Origin of the sequence: Kitasatospora sp. NPDC101157, assembly GCF_044768255.1 — a bacterium.
Lineage (GTDB): Bacteria > Actinomycetota > Actinomycetes > Streptomycetales > Streptomycetaceae > Kitasatospora.
Genome location: NZ_JBIWPL010000001.1, coordinates 1 through 18,062, shown reverse-complemented (window position 1 = coordinate 18,062; position 18,062 = coordinate 1). Strand labels below are relative to the sequence as shown.

Below are 18,062 nucleotides of genomic sequence, written 5' to 3'. Positions count from 1 at the left end.
GGCGGGTGACCGGTCGTCAGTGGCCTCTGGCCTCCTTCATCTTGTCCTTGACCGCCTGGTCCGCCAGGCTGCCGATCTGGCTCTGCCCGACCGGCATCGAACCGCCGGTGACGGTGTCCGCGAGCAGGAATCCGGGCGCCGCCAGCAGACCGCCCGGCCCCTCCCCGATGCCCGCGAGGGCATGGGCGGAACCGGCCGACGAGGCCGTGGCGGCGAAGGCCGTGCCCATCAGGGCGAGGGCGGTGAGAACACGCTTGGAGGTCTTCATGACCAGTTCAACGACCGAGTGCGTGCTGTGGTCACTTCGGGCGATCCCTCGTACGGCCCCTGCGGGGGCGCGCCGCACTGACGGACCGCCAATGACACGGCGCACCGGGGACGTTCCCGCAGCCGGCGTGGCGGCCGCGTCCGCCCGAGCGACGTCCAATAGGCAGCTACCGGCCCCGTGGTGAACATGCACATGCACTTCTCCAGTCAGATGGGTTGCCGGCCGATCAGCTCGCCTCGGAGCAAGGCCGAGGCGCAGCAGCTGCCCATAGCAGTGACTGAGCGGCGAAAACCTCAGTCGGCGGCCGGAGGCCCGGTCAGCGACCGGGCCCCATCGCCCTGGCCTACAGCTTTCTCGGCGGCCATGACCTCCCCGGCTACGGAGCGCCGCATCATCCCCTCCTCGCCGAAATGGAGGGCAAGACGCTTCAGGTCAAGGACCTTGCCGGCCTTCGCCGCAGGGGCCACCTCGACGTACGCGCCGGTGCTGAGCAACAGATCCCGCTTCCCGGCCACGTCGGCGTCCCGCCAGACCTCCTCGTGCGTCTTGCCGGTCGGGACCGTCTCCGTCCCCGCCGGCTTCGCGTTCCGCTGCCGCTCCTTGAGGTCGGCGATCCGCTCCTCCAGCCGGGCGTACTGCGCCGTATAGCGTGCCGCGCCGTCGTCGCCCTTGAAGAGACCGCGCTCGTACCGGTCCTTCTCCAGGTCGGTCAGTGCTTCCTCTGCCTGCCTGATCTGCGGGCGGAAGTTCTCCCCTGCACGCTCCACCACCCGCACGACGGGAAGACGGCCGAACTTCCGAAGGAACTCGGCCTCGACGTGGTCTTCCATCCCCTTGCCCGCGATGCTCACGCCGTAGCAGTCGACCGCGACGCCGCCTTGCCGCTTCTTGAGCCGACCGATGCAGCGGTACCGCGTCCGCCCGCTGGCCACGTAGGTGTACATCCGGAAGCCGCACAGCGCGCAGTGCGCCACTCCGCGCAGCAGCGACGTCGACTCCCGTCTCCGCTCGCCCGGGTTGTTCGAGCGGCGGCCCAGTTCGTCCTGGAGGGCCTGCCAGGTGTCCATGTCCAGGATCGGCGGCCGGTTGACCAACGGCAGTCCATCGGTCCGCAGGATCGGTTTGCCGTCCTCGATGACCTGCCCGAGCAACTGCGGGTTGCTCAGCAGGCTCCGGAGCGAAGTCGTGTACCACTTCTTGGAGTTGCTGCGCTTGCCGGTGGTCTGCCGCGACGTGTGCCCCGGCGAGGGGATGTCGGCCCTGGTGAGGTCGATGGCGATCTGGATCAACGAGTCCTTGGCCAGCACCCGCTTCACGATCGAGTGAACGGTCTTGGCCTCCTCCTGGTTGACGACCAGCACCTTGCCCGCGCCGTCCGGGTTCGGGGCCACCTCGTAGCCGTAGGGAACGCGCCCTCCGGTGTAGCGGCCTTCCCGCCGCAGGTGCTCATGGGCGCCGGCAACTCGCATGCCGATGGTGTCCGACTCCAGCTCTGCGAAGACGGCGATCACCTTCGCCATGGCGCGCCCCATGGACGAGGTGAGGTCGAGCGGTTCCGTCGCCGACGCGAGCGCGACGCTCTGCGCCTCGGTGATCTTCATGATCTCGGCGAAGTCGACCGTGGACCGGGCAAGCCGGTCGATCCTGAAGAACACGATCACGTCGAAGTCGTCGAGCCGCTCCAGGACCTTCTGGAGCCCCGGCCGTTCCAGGCTGCGTGAGAAGCCGGAGACGTCGATGTCCTCCTCGACCGCGACCACGGTCCAGCCGCGTGCCGCGCACAGCTGCTCGCAGGCCGCTCGCTGGCGGTCTGGCGAAGTAGTTTCCTCTGTCTCGCGCGATAGGCGAACATAGATAGCTGCGCGCATTCCAGGCGCGCTTGCCGGAACGCCCTTCCGGCGTCGGGCTCGGGGCATGGCCCGAACGGTGACAGTCGTGGTCTCTGTCACGTGGCGATCCTATCCACGGAGGTATGTGTGTCCTGCTTGATCGTCCAGAGCGACAAAACTCTTCTCCTGGAGATCGACCACCCCCAGGCCGCCGACTGCCGCCGCGCCATCGCGCCGTTCGCCGAGTTGGAGCGGGCCCCCGAGCACGTCCACACGTACCGGGTGACGCCACTCGGGCTGTGGAACGCCCGGGCCGCCGGGCACGACGCCGAGCAGGTGGTGGACGCCCTGGTGACGTACTCGCGCTACCCCGTGCCGCACGCGCTGCTGGTGGACGTGGCGGACACCATGGGCCGGTACGGGCGGCTCCAGCTGCTCAAGCACCCCACCCACGGTCTGGTGCTGACCACCACCGACCGCCCGGTGCTGGAGGAGGTGCTGCGCTCCAAGAAGATCGTCCCGCTGGTCGGCGCCCGGGTGGACCCGGACACCGTGGTGGTGCACCCCTCCGAGCGCGGGCAGATCAAGCAGGTGCTGCTGAAACTCGGCTGGCCCGCCGAGGACTTCGCCGGGTACGTGGACGGCGAGGCGCACCCGATCGACCTGGACGAGAACGGCTGGCAGCTGCGCCCGTACCAGGCCCAGGCGGTCGAGGGCTTCTGGCACGGCGGCTCCGGCGTGGTCGTGCTGCCCTGCGGCGCCGGCAAGACCCTGGTCGGCGCCGCCGCGATGGCGCACGCCAAGTCGACCACCCTGATCCTGGTCACCAACACCGTCTCGGCCCGCCAGTGGAAGCACGAGCTGGTCAAGCGCACCTCGCTCACCGAGGACGAGATCGGCGAGTACAGCGGGACGAAGAAGGAGATCCGCCCGGTCACCATCGCCACCTACCAGGTGATGACCACCAAGCGGAAGGGCGTGTACGCGCACCTGGAGCTGTTCGACGCCCGCAACTGGGGCCTGGTGGTCTACGACGAGGTGCACCTGCTGCCCGCGCCGGTGTTCAAGTTCACCGCCGACCTCCAGGCCCGCCGCCGGCTCGGCCTGACCGCCACGCTGGTGCGCGAGGACGGCCGCGAAGGCGACGTGTTCAGCCTGATCGGCCCCAAGCGCTTCGACGCCCCGTGGAAGGAGATCGAGGCGCAGGGCTACATCGCGCCCGCCGACTGCTGCGAGGTGCGGGTCACCCTGACCGACTCCGAGCGGCTCGCCTACGCCACCGCCGAGCCCGAGGAGCGCTACCGCTTCTGCGCCACCACGGCGACCAAGCGGCGGGTGGTGGAGGCGCTGGTCAGGAAGCACGAGAAGGACCAGACGCTGATCATCGGCCAGTACATCGACCAGCTGGACGAGCTCGGTGAGGTCCTGGACGCCCCGGTGATCAAGGGCGAGACCAGCAACGCCCAGCGCGAGAAGCTCTTCGACGCGTTCCGGAACAAGGAGATCAGCGTCCTGGTGGTCTCCAAGGTCGCGAACTTCTCCATCGACCTGCCCGAGGCGACGGTGGCCATCCAGGTCTCCGGGACCTTCGGCTCCCGCCAGGAGGAGGCCCAGCGCCTCGGCCGCGTCCTGCGCCCCAAGGCGGACGGGCACGCGGCGCACTTCTACTCGGTCGTCGCCCGGGACACCGTGGACCAGGACTTCGCCGCCCACCGGCAGCGCTTCCTGGCCGAACAGGGCTACGCGTACCGGATCATCGACGCGGACGACGTGCTGTAACGGGACTCAGAGCCAAACACCGTCGCGCCCGAGGAAGATCACGCGCGCGGCGGTGTCCAGGGCGATGCCGACGTTGCGGACGGCGCTCCTCAGCAGGTGGTGGTGGCGACCCTGGGCGGCGGTCGCGCCGGCCGGGGCGGTGCGGGATTCGTTTCGACTGCTCATGTCTTCAACGGTAGGCACCCGACCGGCCCACGGCATCACTCCAAAGGCCGCATCCGGCGAGCCGGCCGTCCTCCTCCCGGTGTACGGGAGCCCCGAGACCTGCAGGGCTGGAACCCTGAGACGGACGGGTCTAAGATCGTCCGCCTGCCCCCTCCCGAACCGTGGTACCTGGCGGTGTCCCGCAGGCAGCCGGGGGAGGCGCCGACCGCACGGCAACCGGTCGGCCCGTACACCACCGTGAGCTCCATCGATCCGCTGCGCCCGCGACCGGGGCAGCCGGGAAGGTTCGCTGTGCCCGCCACCCCCACCACCGACCCCCTCCAGCGCGAACGCGACCACCTGGCCGCGTCCCGGTCCGCGCTGCGAGCGATGCGCGAGGACGTCGAGTCGCTCGACCTGCGCGACGTGACCGGCACCTGGGTGTCCGCCGTCATCCTCCAGAACCAGATCGAGGCCAGGATCGCCGCCCTGGCCGACCTCTCCGACACCCCGCTGTTCTTCGGCCGCCTCGACTACCTCCACGCGGTCAGCGAGGAGCTGAGCGAGGGCGGCGGAGGGGAGAGCTTCTACATCGGCCGCCGCCACGTCCACGACGCCGACGGCGACCCGATGGTGATCGACTGGCGCGCGCCGGTCTCCCAGCCGTTCTACCGGGCCAGCCGCGCCGATCCGATGGACGTCGAACGCCGCCGCCGCTTCGGCTACACCGGCGGCGAGCTCACCGCCTACGAGGACGAGCACCTCACCGACCCGGCCGAGACCGATACCGCCTCCGCCCTGCTCGCCGCCGAGATCGAGAAGCCCCGCGTCGGCCCGATGCGCGACATCGTCGCCACCATCCAGCCCGAGCAGGACGAGATCGTCCGCTCCGACATCACGGGCACCATCTGCGTCCAGGGGGCGCCCGGCACCGGGAAGACCGCCGTCGGCCTGCACCGCGTCGCCTACCTGCTGTACGCGCACCGCGAGCGCCTGGCCCGGACCGGCACCCTGGTGATCGGCCCGAACAACGCCTTCCTCTCGTACATCGAGCAGGTGCTGCCCGCCCTCGGCGAGCTGGAGGTCGCCCAGGCCACCGTGCAGCAGCTGGTCGCCCACGTCGAGGTGAAGGGCGAGGACGACCCGGAGGCGGCCCGGCTGAAGGGCGACGCCCGGATGGCCGAGGTGCTGCGCCGCGCGGTACGGGCCGGCATCACGCTGCCCACCGAGCCCTGCGTGGTGGTCCGCGGCTCCCGCCGCTGGCGCGTGCCGGTGTACGAACTGGTAGAGATCATCGAGGAGTTGAAGGGCCGCGACATCCGCTACGGCGCGGCCCGGGACGCCCTGCCGCAGCGCATCGCGCACGCCGTGCTGCTGAAGATGGAGCAGGGCGGCGAGGCCCCGGACGACCGGGTGCAGGACGCGGTGGCCCGCAACAGCGCGGTCAAGGCCGTGGTCAAGGAGTGCTGGCCGGCCGTCGACCCGGCCAAGCTGGTCCTGCGGCTGCTCTCCGAGCCTGAGTTCCTGGCCGAGTGCGCCGAGGGCGTGCTGACCGCCGAGGAGCAGCGGGCGGTGCTGTGGCCCAAGCCCGGCCGCTCGGTGAAGACCGCCCGCTGGACGCCGGCCGACGCCGTCCTGGTGGACGAGGTCAAGGATTTGGTGCAGCGCACCCCCTCGCTCGGGCACGTGGTGCTGGACGAGGCCCAGGACCTCTCCCCGATGCAGTACCGCGCGGTCGGCCGCCGCTGCACCACCGGCTCGGCGACCGTCCTCGGCGACCTCGCCCAGGGCACCACCCCCTGGGCGACGGCGAGTTGGCCGGACGCCCTGCACCACCTGGGCAAGCCGGACGCCCACGTGGAGGAGCTGACCAAGGGCTTCCGGGTGCCCGAGGAGGTCATCGCCTACGCCTCCCGGCTGCTGCCCGCGATCGCCCCCGGCCTGGCCCCGGCGACCTCGGTCCGCGACGCCCCCGGCTCGCTGGTGATCCGCCCGGTCACGGCGTGGGAGGACGCCGTCGTGGACGCCTGCCGGGAGGCCCTGAAGAACGAGGGCTCGACCGGCCTGATCGCCGCCGACGCCCGGATCCCGCGGCTCGCCGAGCTGCTCACCGCGGCCGGGCTGCCGTTCCTCTCCCCCGGCACCGAGACCAGCGGCGAGGCCCGGCTGACCCTCGTCCCGGCCTCGCTGGCCAAGGGTCTGGAGTACGACTACGTGGTGCTGGACGAGCCGGCCGCGGTGATCGCCGGCGAGCCGGACGAGCGGACCGGCCTGCGCCGGCTGTACGTCGCGCTGACCCGCGCCGTCTCCGGCCTGACGGTGCTGCACGGCGAGCCGCTGCCCGAGCAGCTCCGGTAGTCCGGAGAGGCGGTGGGGCCGGTCCTCGTCGACCAGGACCGGCCCCGGTGCGGCTCCGGGCGTCGATGCCCACGGCCTCAGGCGTCGATCAGTGCCCGCCATTCGGCGACCTTGGCCGCGTCGACCGGCGTCCGCCAGCCGTCGGCCCGCACCGCGCCGCCGACGTGGAAGGCGTCGAAGCCCTCCGCCCGCAGCTCCTTGAGGTGCTCGGCCCGCAGGCCGCCGCCGATCAGGATCCGCTGGGTGTGGCCGGGCTCGCCCGTCCGGGCCAGTTCGGCGGCCAGCACCTCGCGCCCGGCGTCCACCCCGGCGGCCGAGCCGGAGGTGAGGAAGGTGTCCAGCCCGGGCAGCGCGCCGACCGCGGCGCGCAGGGCGGCCCGGTCGGCGCTGTGGTCGATCGCCCGGTGGAAGGTCCAGCGGCAGCCGGAGACCGCCTCGGCCACCACCGCGGTGGCGGCCAGGTCGACGGCGCCCGCGTCGTCGAGGAAGCCGAGGACGAACTCCTCGGCCCCCTCGGCCCGCAGCGCGGCGGCCCGGGCGCACAGCTCGTCCAGGTCGCCGGGGGCGAAGCCGTCCCGGATCCGGAGCATGACGCGCAGCGGGAGGCCGACGGCGGCCCGGATCCGGGCGAAGTCCTCGACGGACGGGGTGAGCCCGTCGGCGGCCATGTCGGTGACCAGTTCGAGCCGGTCGGCGCCGCCCGACTCGGCAGCCTGGGCGTCCTGGGGCGTCAGCGCGATGACTTCGAAAATTGGTCTAGACATATGAGACAGCCTGCCACATCCGACCGCCCCCGGGCGAGACCGCACCCCGCTCCGGCCTCAGGCAGGCTGCCGCCCCGCCGGGCCCCTCCGGCGGCCGACCAGGGCCAGCGCGACCGCCACGGCGACCGTCACCACGGCCATCGGCAGCAGCCTCCAGGCACCGCCCTCCTGCTGCCAGAGCCCGTGCAGGTTGACGCTGAACCCCCACGGCAACGCCGCGATCCCCGGAACGGCCACCAGGTCCCAGCCGCGCACCGCCGTCAGCGCCATCAGCAGCGGCACCACGATCATCAGCGCCCGCCACAGCGGGTCCAGGTGGTACCAGCTGGTGTAGACGTTGTCCGCGAACGCCGCGACCGGGGTCAGCACCGCGGCCCCCAGGATCAGGCCCCGCTCCCGCCAGGCCGGCACCGGCAGCGCGTCCGCCGGCGCGGCCAGCAGCACCAGGGCCCAGAGCACGAACGGCCCGTTCCACTGGAAGAGCTCCAGGAACAGCCACAACGGCTGAACCGGCTCCCGCCAGACGGTCTCCCCGGCGAGGTCCGCCACCGCCGCCAGCCCCGACACCGCGGCCAGCAGCTTCGCCACCGTCCACCGCCCGGACAGCGCCGCGACGGCGGAGAACACCGCCGAGGCCAGCAGCGCCCAGTAGGGCAGGAAGTGCAGGAGCCCCCAGCCGCCCTGCGGCAGACCGGACTCCAGGTAGTCCAACAGTGCCTGACCGGCCGCCAGGCCCCCGGCGGCCCCGACCACCAACGGTGCGGCCAGCGCCGCCAGCCGCCCGCCCCGGGAGGTCGAGGTCAGCCCGGTCCGCATCCGCAGCCCGTACGCGCCCAGGTCGAACAGCTCCCGGACCTTGGCCATCGGCCCGGCCTCGGCCGTCGTGTCGGCGAAGACCACGGCCAGTTCGTCGCCGCGCTCGCGGCGGTAGCGCCCCGGGTACAGCGCCAGCGCCGTCCGTACGGCGAAAACGGTGGCATCACTCATGCGAAGGCCCCCCTGACCCTCGGGCCGGCAACGGCGACGGACAGCCGCCGCTCGGCCTCGGCGGCCACGGCCCGCAGCCGCTCCGCCTCGGTGGCCAGGGCGCCCCGGCCGGCGTCGGTCAGCGCGTAGGTGCGCCGGGCGCGGCCGTCCACCACCTCCTCGGCGGCGACCTCGATCAGGCCCTGGCCCAGCAGCCGGTCGAGCGCCCCGTAGAGCGTGCCGGTGCGCATCTTGACCCGGCCGTCGGAGATCGCGGCGATCTCCTGGATGAGCGCGTAGCCGTGTCTCGGGGCATCGGCCAGCGCGGTGAGCAGAAGCAGCGTGGGCTCCTGCATGGAGCGTTCTGTCATGTGACTACATATATCGCCGACCGGCACATCCCGTCCACCGGAACGACCCGACAGAATGTGCTCATGCCGACCGAGGACCTGCTCACCGCCTGGACCGCCCTGCTCGAACGCTGCGACGCCGCCGACGACCCCGGACCCTACGGGCGCGAACTGCTGCGCCGCTGGTCCGAGCCCCAGCGGCGCTACCACACCGCCGAACACCTGCGAGCGGTACTCCGGCACATCGACGACCTCGCCGACCACGCCGCCGACCCGGACGCCGTCCGGCTCGCCGCCTGGTTCCACGACGCCGTCTACCGGCCCGACCGCACCGAGAACGAGGAGCGCAGCGCCGCCCTGGCCGTCCGCGCACTGACCGCCGCCGGGCTGCCCGCCGAACGCGTCGCCGAGGTCGAACGGCTCGTGCTGCTCACCGTCACCCACGACCCGGCCTCCGGCGACCGCGACGGCGAGGTGCTCTGCGACGCGGACCTCGCCGTCCTCGGCGGCACCCCCGAGGCGTACGCGGCCTACGCGGCCGCCGTCCGCGAGGAGTACGCCTTCGTCCCGGAGCCGGACTTCCGCGCGGGCCGGGCCGCCGTCCTGCGCCGGCTCCTGGCACTCCCGGCCCTCTACCGCACCGCCGCCGCCCGCGAGCGCTTCACGGCTGCCGCCCGCGCCAACCTGACCGCCGAACTCGGAACCCTCTAGCCGGCCGGCTAGCGAAGCTCCCCCACCGGCGCCACCACCACGCCCTGCTTGCCGCACACCCAGTGCGGCTCCGGCCCCAACTCGGGTTCCACGCCCAGCGCGTGCGGGTCCCCGTCGGCCGCGCAGGCGGTGCAGAGCGGCCAGCGGCCGTACGCCTCCAGCAGCGCGTCCTGGACGTCCTGGGCGACCAGCCCGAGCACGTACTCGGTGCCGTCCGGCCACTGCTCCAGCCACCAGCGGCGGTGGGTGACGGCCTGCTCGACCAGCGAGACGACGGCGGCGTCCGCCACGTCCCGCGCGGTGAGGTCGGCCAGGATCAGTGCCCGCGCGTTGTGCAGGGCGGTCTCGATGTCGTCGGAAGCCATCCGCCCATCCTCTCGTGAAACCCCCGCGGCCCGGAAACGCCGCGTGGGCGGCCCCCCGAAGGGAGCCGCCCACGCGGACGAGGAGTCAACCGACCCGATCGGAACGATCAGGATCAGAAGTCCATGTCACCGCCCGGCATGCCGCCGCCGGCGGCCGCGGCGGCCTTCTCCGGCTTGTCGGCGATGACGGCCTCGGTGGTGAGGAACAGCGCCGCGATGGAGGCGGCGTTCTGCAGCGCGGAGCGGGTGACCTTGGCCGGGTCGATGATGCCCTCGGCGACCAGGTCGACGTACTCGTTGGTGGCGGCGTTCAGGCCGTGACCGGCGGGGAGGTTGCGCACCTTCTCCACCACGACGCCACCCTCCAGGCCGGCGTTGGTCGCGATCTGCTTGATCGGGGCCTCCAGCGCGACCTTGACGATGTTGGCACCGGTGGCCTCGTCGCCGTCCAGCTCCAGCTTGTCGAAGGCGACACCGGCCTGCAGCAGGGCGACGCCACCACCGGCGACGATGCCCTCCTCGACGGCGGCCTTGGCGTTGCGGACGGCGTCCTCGATGCGGTGCTTGCGCTCCTTGAGCTCCACCTCGGTGGCCGCGCCGGCCTTGATGACGGCCACGCCGCCGGCCAGCTTGGCGAGGCGCTCCTGGAGCTTCTCGCGGTCGTAGTCCGAGTCGCTGTTCTCGATCTCGGCGCGGATCTGGTTCACGCGGCCCGCGACCTGCTCGCTGTCGCCGCCACCGTCGACGATGGTGGTCTCGTCCTTGGTGATGACCACCTTGCGGGCGGTGCCCAGCAGGTCGATGCCGGCGTTCTCCAGCTTGAGGCCGACCTCCTCGGAGATGACCGTGCCACCGGTGAGGATGGCGATGTCGCCGAGCATGGCCTTGCGGCGGTCGCCGAAGCCCGGGGCCTTGACGGCGACGGACTTGAAGGTGCCGCGGATCTTGTTCACGACCAGGGTCGACAGGGCCTCGCCCTCGACGTCCTCGGCGATGATGACGAGCGGCTTGCCGCTCTGCATGACCTTCTCCAGCAGCGGGAGCAGGTCCTTGACCGAGCCGATCTTGGAGTTGGCGATGAGGATGTACGGGTCCTCGAAGGTCGCCTCCATGCGCTCCAGGTCGGTGGCGAAGTAGGCGGAGATGTAGCCCTTGTCGAAGCGCATGCCCTCGGTGAGCTCAAGCTCCAGGCCGAAGGTGTTGCTCTCCTCGACGGTGATGACGCCTTCCTTGCCGACCTTGTCCATGGCCTCGGCGATCAGCTCGCCGATCTGGGTGTCGGCGGCGGAGATGGAGGCGGTGGAGGCGATCTGCTCCTTGGTCTCCACGTCCTTGGCCTGGGCCAGCAGCTGGTCCGAGACGGCGGCGACGGCCTTCTCGATGCCGCGCTTCAGGGCCATCGGGTTGGCGCCGGCGGCGACGTTGCGCAGACCCTCGCGAACCAGGGCCTGGGCGAGCACGGTGGCGGTGGTGGTGCCGTCACCCGCGACGTCGTCCGTCTTCTTGGCGACCTCCTTGACGAGCTCCGCGCCGATCTTCTCGTACGGGTCTTCGAGCTCGATCTCCTTGGCGATGGAGACACCGTCGTTGGTGATCGTGGGGGCGCCCCACTTCTTCTCCAGCACGACGTTGCGACCCTTGGGGCCGAGCGTGACCTTCACTGCGTCGGCGAGCTGGTTCATGCCACGCTCAAGGCCGCGGCGAGCTTCCTCATCAAAGGCGATGATCTTGGCCATCAGAAGTGGTCCTCCGGGACACGGTCGACTGCTCGGACCAAGGGGTGCCCGCGACGGACGGCCCTGGTGCGCGGAGGTCCATTCCCCTGCCGCTCCCGGGGGCCTCACCGACCCGGTCCGCTGTCACTCTCACACTGTGAGTGCTAACGCCAATGATTAGCACTCCGGGTGGTCGAGTGCAAGCCCAATCGGCAACCCGCGAGCCGTCGTCCGGGCCCGCACCGACTCCGGCGCGAACTCCCGCGGGAACGCGAACGGGCCCGTACGACGCGTGTCGTACGGGCCCGTCGAGAAGCGAGTGGTCACCAGCCGAGGGCCGCGCCGAGCTCCTAGATTCGGAAGGTGTCAGACCGCCGCGCGGACCATGTCCGCCTGCGGGCCCTTCTGTCCCTGGGAGATCTCGAACTCGACCCGCTGGCCCTCCTCGAGGGTGCGGTAGCCGTCCATCTGGATCGCGCTGTAGTGGACGAAGACGTCCGCACCACCGTCGACCGCGATGAAGCCGTAGCCCTTCTCCGCGTTGAACCACTTGACGGTGCCCTGAGCCATTCCGAACTCCCCTAGTGCTGTGCTGGCCCTTCACGGTCCCGCAGGTCGCGGTCCCGGGTCTGGTTTGGAGGCCGGCCCGGGGAACCCCCCCTGGGCGCAGCCGTGCGCGCCGCAATCCTCCGCACGGGAACACCGGACGGCTTCCGTGAGCGGGTGATTACGTCGACCGCCGCTGAATGTATCCGGATCGACGCCCTCTGCAACAGGGTCAACCGCCGGGAATTCCGCAGCCCCGTCAAGAGACAACACCGAACAAATCGGGAGGAACTCGGCATTCCGCGCCGGACATAGCGGACGAATTACCCAAATGCCCGCAGGAATTCTGACATCTGCCTGACATGTTTGACGGGCCGGTCCCAGCGTCCGGACGCCCTCGGGCGAAGTGCCCCGCGAACCGGGAGGGGACGCCCTGTTCCCAGTCGAGCCACACTCTACTCCGACTGGACCCGGAATATTCCCGCCGAAATGCAAGCGACCGCCCGCGCGTACGGAGAGTGGAATTCCGTACGCGCGGGCGGCCGCGGAGCGGGCCGGAAGGGGCCTTGGAACGGCTCAGCAGCCGCCGGCCACCGCCGGAATGATCGAGACGCTCGCGCCGTCCTTGATCTCGGTCGCCAGGCCCTCGGCGAACCGCACGTCGTCGTCGTTCACGTACACGTTCACGAAGCGGCGCAGCTTGCCGGTGTCGTCCAGGATGCGGGCGGAGATGCCCGCGTGGTTCCGCTCCAGGTCGGCGATGACCTCCGCCAGGGTGGCGCCCTCGGCGGTCACCTCGGCGGCGCCGCCGGTGTAGGTGCGCAGGATGGTGGGGATGCGGACGTTGGCGCTCATGGCTCTCCTAGCGGGGGTGGGGTGGTTCAGGCGGACGCGAGGCCGGCGGCGCGGAAGGAGTCCAGCGTCGGGCGGATGACGGTGGTCATCCCGGCCTCGGAGACGGCGTCCAGCGTCTTCAGGCCGTCGCCGGTGTTGATCGCGACGGTCTCCTTGGCCGGGTCCAGCCGACCGGTCTCGACCAGCTTCTTCAGCACGCCGACGGTCACCCCGCCCGCGGTCTCGGCGAAGATGCCCTCGGTCCGGGCCAGCAGCCGGATCGCCGCCACGACCTCCGCGTCCGTGACGTCCTCGACCGCCCCGCCGGTGCGGCGGGCGATGTCCAGCACGTACGGGCCGTCCGCCGGGTTGCCGATCGCCAGCGACTTGGCGATGGTGTCCGGCTTCACCGGCTTGATCACGTCCCGGCCGGCCTTGAACGCGGCCGACACCGGCGAGCAGCCCTCTGCCTGGGCGCCGAAGATCCGGTACGGCCGGTCCTCCACCAGGCCCAGTTTGATCAGTTCCTGCAGCCCCTTGTCGATCTTCGTCAGCTGCGAGCCCGAGGCGATCGGGATGACGATCTGCTCCGGCAGCCGCCAGCCCAGCTGCTCGCAGATCTCGTACGCCAGCGTCTTGGAGCCCTCGCCGTAGTACGGCCGCAGGTTGACGTTGACGAAGCCCCAGCCCTCGCCGGCCGGGTCCCCGATCAGCTCCGAGCAGAAGCGGTTCACGTCGTCGTAGTTGCCCTCGATGCCGACCAGCTCGCCGCCGTACACCCCGGCCATCACGACCTTGCCCTGCTCCAGGTCGTGCGGGATGAAGACGCACGAGCGGAACCCGGCCCGGGCCGCCGCCGCGCCCACCGCACCGGCCAGGTTGCCGGTCGAGGAGCAGGACAGCGTGGTGTACCCGAACGCCCGGGCCGCCTCGATCGCGCAGGCCACCACCCGGTCCTTGAACGAGTGGGTCGGGTTGCCGGAGTCGTCCTTCACGTGCAGCTGCGCGGTGAACCCGAGCTCCCGCCCCAGGTTGTCCGCCTTCACCAGCGGGGTCCAGCCGGGGTTCAGGTTGGGCTTCGAAGCCACGTCGGCCGGAACCGGCAGCAGCGGCGCGTAGCGCCAGATCGACGCGGGGCCGGACTCGATCCGCTTGCGCAGCTCCTCGGCGCCCTCGCTGCCGAACTCGTACGCGATCTCCAGCGGCCCGAAGCACTCCAGGCAGGCGAAGCTGGGGCCGAGCGGGAAGCGGGTGCCGCACTCCCGACAGGACAGCGCGGCGGCGGGGCCGAGGTCGACGGGTGAGGGTCCCCCCGGCCGAAGGCTGGGGGAGGGTGCGGCGCCAGAAGCAGTCGACACAGTGATAGCCATGATGGCGGAGGCCTCTCTCCTCATCTTCCCCGTGGCGCGGTCGCGCCACGGGCCGGAATTGGCACCTGTCCCGCCGGGGCCTGTCGACGACAGCCGAGCGAGAAGGTTGCCGGGACGTCAACGGGCCGTTCCCTCAGTCCCTCTGGATGAGCATGTGAAGTTATGGTTCAGCGGCGACCCCGGCGTGCAAAGGTCCGACCGCTGTACGAAGACTGTATCCGAAGGCGTCCGTCCCGAAAGGGTCCGTCCGCCAAGCGAGATGGCCCGTTCCACCCAGTCCGCCGAGGAGAGTCACCGTGCCCGCCGAACCGTCCCCCGCACTCCTCCCGCAGGCGGCGTCCTGGCTCCGCCGCCGCTCGTGGAGCGCGGCCGACCGGCCGGTGCACACCCTGCTGGAGGCCAAGCGGCGCACCGGCCGCACCGTCAGCGTCGTCCTCCCCGCGCTCGACGAGGAGGCCACCGTCGGCGACATCGTCCGCACCATCCGCCGCGAGCTGATCGAGCGGATCCCCCTCGTCGACGAACTCGTCGTGGTCGACTCCGGTTCCACCGACGACACCGCCGCCGTCGCCGCCGCGGCCGGCGCCCGGGTGGAGCACCGCGACGCGATACTCCCCCGGCTGCCCGCCGTCCCCGGCAAGGGCGAGGTGCTGTGGCGCTCCCTGCTGGTCACCCACGGCGACATCGTCTGCTTCGTCGACGCCGACCTGCGCGAGTTCGACCCGGGCTTCGTCTCCGGCATCATCGGCCCGCTGCTGACCGACGAGGGGCTCCAGCTGGTCAAGGCCATGTACGACCGCCCCCTGGAGACGGATTCGGGCGCGATCGTCCCGGCCGGCGGCGGCCGGGTCACCGAACTCGTCGCCCGCCCCCTGCTCAACCTCCACTGGCCGGAACTCGCCGGTTTCGTCCAGCCCCTCGGCGGCGAGTACGCCGCCCGCCGCTCACTGCTCGAACGCCTGCCCTTCCCCACCGGCTACGGCGTCGAACTCGGCCTGCTGGTCGACGCACTGGAACTGGCCGGACTGGACGCCCTGGCCCAGGTCGACGTCGGTGTCCGGCACCACCGCCACCAGGACGGCCAGGCCCTCGGCCGGATGGCCGCCACCATCTACCGCACCGCCCTGGAACGCCTCGACCGCACCCACCGCCTCAAGGCCTCCGCCGACCTCGTCCACCCTCACCTCACCCAGTTCACCCGCGACCCGGAAACCCGCTCCTTCACCGCCCACACCCACTCCGTGACGGCCCTGGAGCGCCCCCCGATGCACACCGTCCCCGAATACGCCACCCGCCATTGACGGGACCCGTCTTCGGGCCCCGGGGTTTGCCACCCCGGACCCCCGGCAACATCCCAACCATGGGCGATCTCACGACCGAACGTTCGACTGTGACCGGCACCGCCCCCGTCCTGGTGGCCTCCAACCGGGGACCGGTGTCCTTCAGCACCGCCGACGACGGCACGCTGACCCTGCGCAGAGGCGGTGGGGGGCTGGTCTCCGGCCTCTCCGCGATCGGCGACACCGACGCCGTCTGGGTCTGCGCGGCTCTCAGCGACGCCGACCGCCGAGCCGCGGGAGAAGCCCCCGAAGGCCGCCTCGACCGCGCCGGGCACGACGTCGGCGGCCAGGCCGTACGCATGCTGGACATTGACCCGCAGACCTTCGCCCACGCCTACAACGGCGTCGCCAACTCCACCCTGTGGTTCGTCCACCACCTGCTCTACGCGACCCCCACCGCGCCCTCCTTCGACGCCGACTTCCGCACCGAATGGGCCGCCTACGAGGCGTACAACACCGCCTTCGCGGACGCCCTGGCCGCCGAAGCCGCCCCGAACGCCGCGGTCCTGGTCCAGGACTACCACCTCTCCCTGGCCCCGTCCCTGCTCCGCGCGGCCCGCCCCGACCTGCGGATCGGCCACTTCTCCCACACCCCGTGGGCCCCGCCCGAGTACTACCGGCTGCTCCCCGACGACGTCGCCCGGGCCGTCCTCACCGGCATCCTCGGCGCCGACCGGGCCGGCTTCCTCACCGAACGCTGGGCCCGCTCCTTCGCCGCCTGCTGCGAGGACCTCCTCGGGGCGAGCGTCGACCACGAGCGGCTCACCGTCACCCACGAGGGCCGCACCACCCAGCTGGGCGTCCACGCCCTCGGCGCCGACGCCGACTTCCTCCGCGAACGCGCCCACCGCCCCGACGTCGACGAACGCCTCGCGGCCCTCCGCACCGCCGTCGGCGACCGCCGCACCATCGTCCGGGTCGACCGCACCGAGCTGAGCAAGAACATCGTCCGCGGCTTCCAGGCCTACCGGCACCTGCTCCGCACCCGCCCCGAATGGCGGGACCGGGTGGTGCACATCGCCTTCGCCTACCCCTCCCGCACCGACCTCGCCGAGTACCGCGACTACACCGCCGCGGTCCGGCGCCTCGCCGACGAGATCAACGCCGAGTTCGCCACTCCCACCTGGCAACCCCTGGTCCTGCACGTCAACGACGACTTCCCGCGCTCCCTGGCCGCCTACCGCCTCGCCGACGTGGCACTCGTCAACCCGATCCGGGACGGCATGAACCTGGTCGCCAAGGAGGTCCCCGTGGTCTCCGACCAGGGCTGCGCCCTGGTGCTCTCCCGCGAGGCCGGCGCCCACGCCGAACTGGGGGACGACGCCCTCAGCGTCAACCCCTACGACGTCATCGCCACCGCCGAGGCCCTGCACACCGGACTCGCCATGAGCCCGGAGGAACGCGCCGACCGCACCAAGCGCCTCGCCGCCGCGGCCACCGCGCTCCCCCCGCAGCAGTGGTTCCTCGACCAGCTCAACGCCCTCTGACCGCCTCCCCCAGGGCACCCAGCAGCTCCACCACACCCTCGGGCCCGTCGACCACCAGATCCGCCCGGTCGGCCAGCTCGCGCACCGGCGCGTCCCCCACCGCCCCGGCGCACACCAGCAACCCGGCCAGCCCCTGGCCGCGCAGCTTCTCCACCGCCGCGAAGGCCGCCACGTCCCCCAGGTCGTCCCCCGCGTACAGCACCGACCGCGCCCCGCGCTCCCGCAGGAACCCGGTCAGCGCCGCCCCCTTGTCCACCCCCGGCGGCCGCAGCTCCAGCACCAGCCGCCCGGGCTCCACCACCAACCCGTACTCGGCGGCCAGCTCCCCCACCGGAGCCCGCAACAGCTCCAACGCCTCCTCCGGCGCCCCCGTCCGCCGGGTGTGCACCGCCACCGAGCGGCCCTTGTCCTCCACCCACGTCCCCTCGGGCGCCCCCACCCGCTCCAACACCCCCGGCAACGCCACCCGCACCCCCGCCACCCCCGGATGCACCTCCGGCGCGGTCACCACGCCCCCCTCCCACCGCTCGGCCCCGTAGTGCCCCAACACCACCAGCCCCGGCACCCCCGCGAACCCCCCGAACTCCGCCGCCACCCCCGCCGGCCGCCCGGTCACCACCACGACGGCCCCCACCACCGCCGACAACCCCCGCAACACCCCCACCACCCCCGGATGCGCCCGCGCGGCCCCCGGATCCCCCACGATCGGCGCCAACGTCCCGTCGAAGTCCAGCGCGACCACCGCCTCCTCCGGCCCCGCCAGAATCGCCCTCAACCCATCCCGCCCGGCATCAGTGGCCGGCACGAACATCTCCTCAAAACCCATACCACCCCCCATACCCCCATCCCCCGCCCCTCCCACGCCCCCGACTCCCCGCACCTCCCCCTTCCACGGGCGCGCGGGCACCACCCCACACGCCAACACCCCTCCCCCCACCCCGTGGGCGCGCGGGCAACCCCCCGCGCGCCCCCCCCACCCCCACCCCCCCCCCCCCCCGCCCGCCCCCCCCCCCCCCCCCCCACCACACCCCCCTCCCCCTCCCACCCGATCAAGGCGAGAGGGACGCGCTGCGGGAGGGGGCGGTGGAGGGGGTGGGTGCGGAAGGGGGCGTAACGGGTGATTTTCAGACTGCCAACGGCGCCCAGCACCCCACGATGAGAGTCGGCAGTCCGAAAATCACCCAGCCCCCGGGGGGGGCCCCCCCGCCCCCCCCGCCCGGCGGGCGCGCGGGGCGC

The 18,062-nt window shown here is 72.1% G+C and carries 17 protein-coding genes and 1 riboswitch; of the genes, 5 read left to right on the top strand and 12 right to left on the bottom strand.

Annotated features, from left to right (window positions below; all coding sequences use genetic code 11):
• Positions 1-16: 16 nt before the first annotated feature.
• On the bottom strand, positions 17-268 hold the full coding sequence (locus ACIRVF_RS00085; RefSeq protein WP_402811474.1) for a hypothetical protein: 252 nt from the start codon (positions 266-268) through the stop codon (positions 17-19).
• Between the two features lie 293 nt (positions 269-561).
• Complete coding sequence (locus tag ACIRVF_RS00080) at positions 562-2,136, bottom strand: recombinase family protein (RefSeq protein ID WP_402812897.1); 1,575 nt, start codon at positions 2,134-2,136, stop codon at positions 562-564.
• 108 nt (positions 2,137-2,244) lie between these two features.
• Between ACIRVF_RS00080 and ACIRVF_RS00075 the strand changes: the two genes are divergently transcribed.
• Positions 2,245-3,876, top strand: coding sequence for a DNA repair helicase XPB (locus tag ACIRVF_RS00075; RefSeq protein ID WP_402811471.1), 1,632 nt, complete (start codon positions 2,245-2,247; stop codon positions 3,874-3,876).
• Between the two features lie 6 nt (positions 3,877-3,882).
• Here the strand turns inward: ACIRVF_RS00075 and ACIRVF_RS00070 are convergent, their stop codons facing one another.
• A complete protein-coding gene (locus tag ACIRVF_RS00070; RefSeq protein WP_402811469.1) occupies positions 3,883-4,041 on the bottom strand; it encodes a hypothetical protein in 159 nt (52 codons plus the stop codon).
• A gap of 291 nt (positions 4,042-4,332) precedes the next feature.
• On the opposite strand from ACIRVF_RS00070, the gene ACIRVF_RS00065 reads away from it, so the two are divergent.
• Positions 4,333-6,378, top strand: a complete 2,046-nt coding sequence (locus ACIRVF_RS00065; RefSeq protein WP_402811467.1) for a HelD family protein — start codon at positions 4,333-4,335, stop codon at positions 6,376-6,378.
• 77 nt (positions 6,379-6,455) lie between these two features.
• On the opposite strand, the gene ACIRVF_RS00060 is transcribed toward ACIRVF_RS00065, so the two are convergent.
• From ACIRVF_RS00060 to ACIRVF_RS00050, 3 genes are read right to left on the bottom strand one after another with little or no spacing between them, the layout of a single operon-like run.
• Positions 6,456-7,142 carry a copper homeostasis protein CutC gene (locus tag ACIRVF_RS00060; protein ID WP_402811465.1) on the bottom strand — a complete coding sequence of 229 codons (687 nt, stop codon included), beginning with the start codon at positions 7,140-7,142 and terminating at the stop codon, positions 6,456-6,458.
• Between the two features lie 57 nt (positions 7,143-7,199).
• Entirely contained in the window at positions 7,200-8,129 is a 930-nt protein-coding gene (locus ACIRVF_RS00055) for a hypothetical protein (RefSeq protein ID WP_402811463.1), read from the bottom strand.
• Positions 8,126-8,479 (bottom strand): PadR family transcriptional regulator, encoded by a 354-nt coding sequence (locus ACIRVF_RS00050; RefSeq protein ID WP_402811460.1) that lies wholly within the window; start codon positions 8,477-8,479, stop codon positions 8,126-8,128. Before ACIRVF_RS00050 ends, ACIRVF_RS00055 begins: the two co-directional genes overlap by 4 nt.
• Positions 8,480-8,542: 63 nt before the next feature.
• Between ACIRVF_RS00050 and ACIRVF_RS00045 the strand changes: the two genes are divergently transcribed.
• A complete protein-coding gene (locus ACIRVF_RS00045; RefSeq protein ID WP_402811457.1) occupies positions 8,543-9,169 on the top strand; it encodes a hypothetical protein in 627 nt (208 codons plus the stop codon).
• An 8-nt stretch (positions 9,170-9,177) separates the two neighbouring features.
• Here ACIRVF_RS00045 and ACIRVF_RS00040 read toward each other — a convergent pair whose 3' ends face one another.
• The 5 genes from ACIRVF_RS00040 to thrC form a co-directional block, all read right to left on the bottom strand.
• On the bottom strand, positions 9,178-9,534 hold the full coding sequence (locus ACIRVF_RS00040) for a hypothetical protein (protein ID WP_402811454.1): 357 nt from the start codon (positions 9,532-9,534) through the stop codon (positions 9,178-9,180).
• Positions 9,535-9,647: 113 nt separating this feature from the next.
• Positions 9,648-11,270: a chaperonin GroEL gene (gene groL, locus ACIRVF_RS00035; RefSeq protein WP_270144962.1), complete on the bottom strand. Its 1,623-nt coding sequence runs from the start codon at positions 11,268-11,270 to the stop codon at positions 9,648-9,650.
• A 345-nt stretch (positions 11,271-11,615) separates the two neighbouring features.
• The gene (locus tag ACIRVF_RS00030; RefSeq protein ID WP_030289665.1) at positions 11,616-11,819 is read right to left on the bottom strand and encodes a cold-shock protein; all 204 of its coding nucleotides are present in this window, start codon (positions 11,817-11,819) and stop codon (positions 11,616-11,618) included.
• Positions 11,820-12,371: 552 nt separating this feature from the next.
• The gene (locus ACIRVF_RS00025; protein WP_402811452.1) at positions 12,372-12,650 is read right to left on the bottom strand and encodes a MoaD/ThiS family protein; all 279 of its coding nucleotides are present in this window, start codon (positions 12,648-12,650) and stop codon (positions 12,372-12,374) included.
• A gap of 26 nt (positions 12,651-12,676) precedes the next feature.
• The gene (thrC, locus tag ACIRVF_RS00020) at positions 12,677-13,999 is read right to left on the bottom strand and encodes a threonine synthase (protein WP_402811449.1); all 1,323 of its coding nucleotides are present in this window, start codon (positions 13,997-13,999) and stop codon (positions 12,677-12,679) included.
• Between the two features lie 17 nt (positions 14,000-14,016).
• Positions 14,017-14,152, bottom strand: a riboswitch (SAM riboswitch).
• A gap of 143 nt (positions 14,153-14,295) precedes the next feature.
• Between thrC and ACIRVF_RS00015 the strand changes: the two genes are divergently transcribed.
• Complete coding sequence (locus ACIRVF_RS00015) at positions 14,296-15,300, top strand: glucosyl-3-phosphoglycerate synthase (protein WP_402811447.1); 1,005 nt, start codon at positions 14,296-14,298, stop codon at positions 15,298-15,300.
• A 59-nt stretch (positions 15,301-15,359) separates the two neighbouring features.
• Positions 15,360-16,826 (top strand): trehalose-6-phosphate synthase, encoded by a 1,467-nt coding sequence (locus ACIRVF_RS00010; RefSeq protein WP_402811444.1) that lies wholly within the window; start codon positions 15,360-15,362, stop codon positions 16,824-16,826.
• Here ACIRVF_RS00010 and otsB read toward each other — a convergent pair.
• The gene (gene otsB, locus ACIRVF_RS00005; RefSeq protein ID WP_402812893.1) at positions 16,813-17,637 is read right to left on the bottom strand and encodes a trehalose-phosphatase; all 825 of its coding nucleotides are present in this window, start codon (positions 17,635-17,637) and stop codon (positions 16,813-16,815) included. The two genes, ACIRVF_RS00010 and otsB, sit on opposite strands and share 14 nt — an antisense overlap.
• Positions 17,638-18,062: the final 425 nt, after the last annotated feature.

Bases quoted from the DNA above. Each gene is read 5' to 3' on its own strand.
- ACIRVF_RS00085 (WP_402811474.1), bottom strand. From the start codon at position 268: ATGAAGACCTCCAAGCGTGTTCTCACCGCCCTCGCCCTGATGGGCACG.
- ACIRVF_RS00080 (WP_402812897.1), bottom strand. From the start codon at position 2,136: ATGCGCGCAGCTATCTATGTTCGCCTATCGCGCGAGACAGAGGAAACT.
- ACIRVF_RS00070 (WP_402811469.1), bottom strand. From the start codon at position 4,041: ATGAGCAGTCGAAACGAATCCCGCACCGCCCCGGCCGGCGCGACCGCC.
- ACIRVF_RS00060 (WP_402811465.1), bottom strand. From the start codon at position 7,142: ATGTCTAGACCAATTTTCGAAGTCATCGCGCTGACGCCCCAGGACGCC.
- ACIRVF_RS00055 (WP_402811463.1), bottom strand. From the start codon at position 8,129: ATGAGTGATGCCACCGTTTTCGCCGTACGGACGGCGCTGGCGCTGTAC.
- ACIRVF_RS00050 (WP_402811460.1), bottom strand. From the start codon at position 8,479: ATGACAGAACGCTCCATGCAGGAGCCCACGCTGCTTCTGCTCACCGCG.
- ACIRVF_RS00045 (WP_402811457.1), top strand. From the start codon at position 8,543: ATGCCGACCGAGGACCTGCTCACCGCCTGGACCGCCCTGCTCGAACGC.
- ACIRVF_RS00040 (WP_402811454.1), bottom strand. From the start codon at position 9,534: ATGGCTTCCGACGACATCGAGACCGCCCTGCACAACGCGCGGGCACTG.
- groL (WP_270144962.1), bottom strand. From the start codon at position 11,270: ATGGCCAAGATCATCGCCTTTGATGAGGAAGCTCGCCGCGGCCTTGAG.
- ACIRVF_RS00030 (WP_030289665.1), bottom strand. From the start codon at position 11,819: ATGGCTCAGGGCACCGTCAAGTGGTTCAACGCGGAGAAGGGCTACGGC.
- ACIRVF_RS00025 (WP_402811452.1), bottom strand. From the start codon at position 12,650: ATGAGCGCCAACGTCCGCATCCCCACCATCCTGCGCACCTACACCGGC.
- thrC (WP_402811449.1), bottom strand. From the start codon at position 13,999: ATGGCTATCACTGTGTCGACTGCTTCTGGCGCCGCACCCTCCCCCAGC.
- ACIRVF_RS00010 (WP_402811444.1), top strand. From the start codon at position 15,360: ATGGGCGATCTCACGACCGAACGTTCGACTGTGACCGGCACCGCCCCC.
- otsB (WP_402812893.1), bottom strand. From the start codon at position 17,637: ATGTTCGTGCCGGCCACTGATGCCGGGCGGGATGGGTTGAGGGCGATT.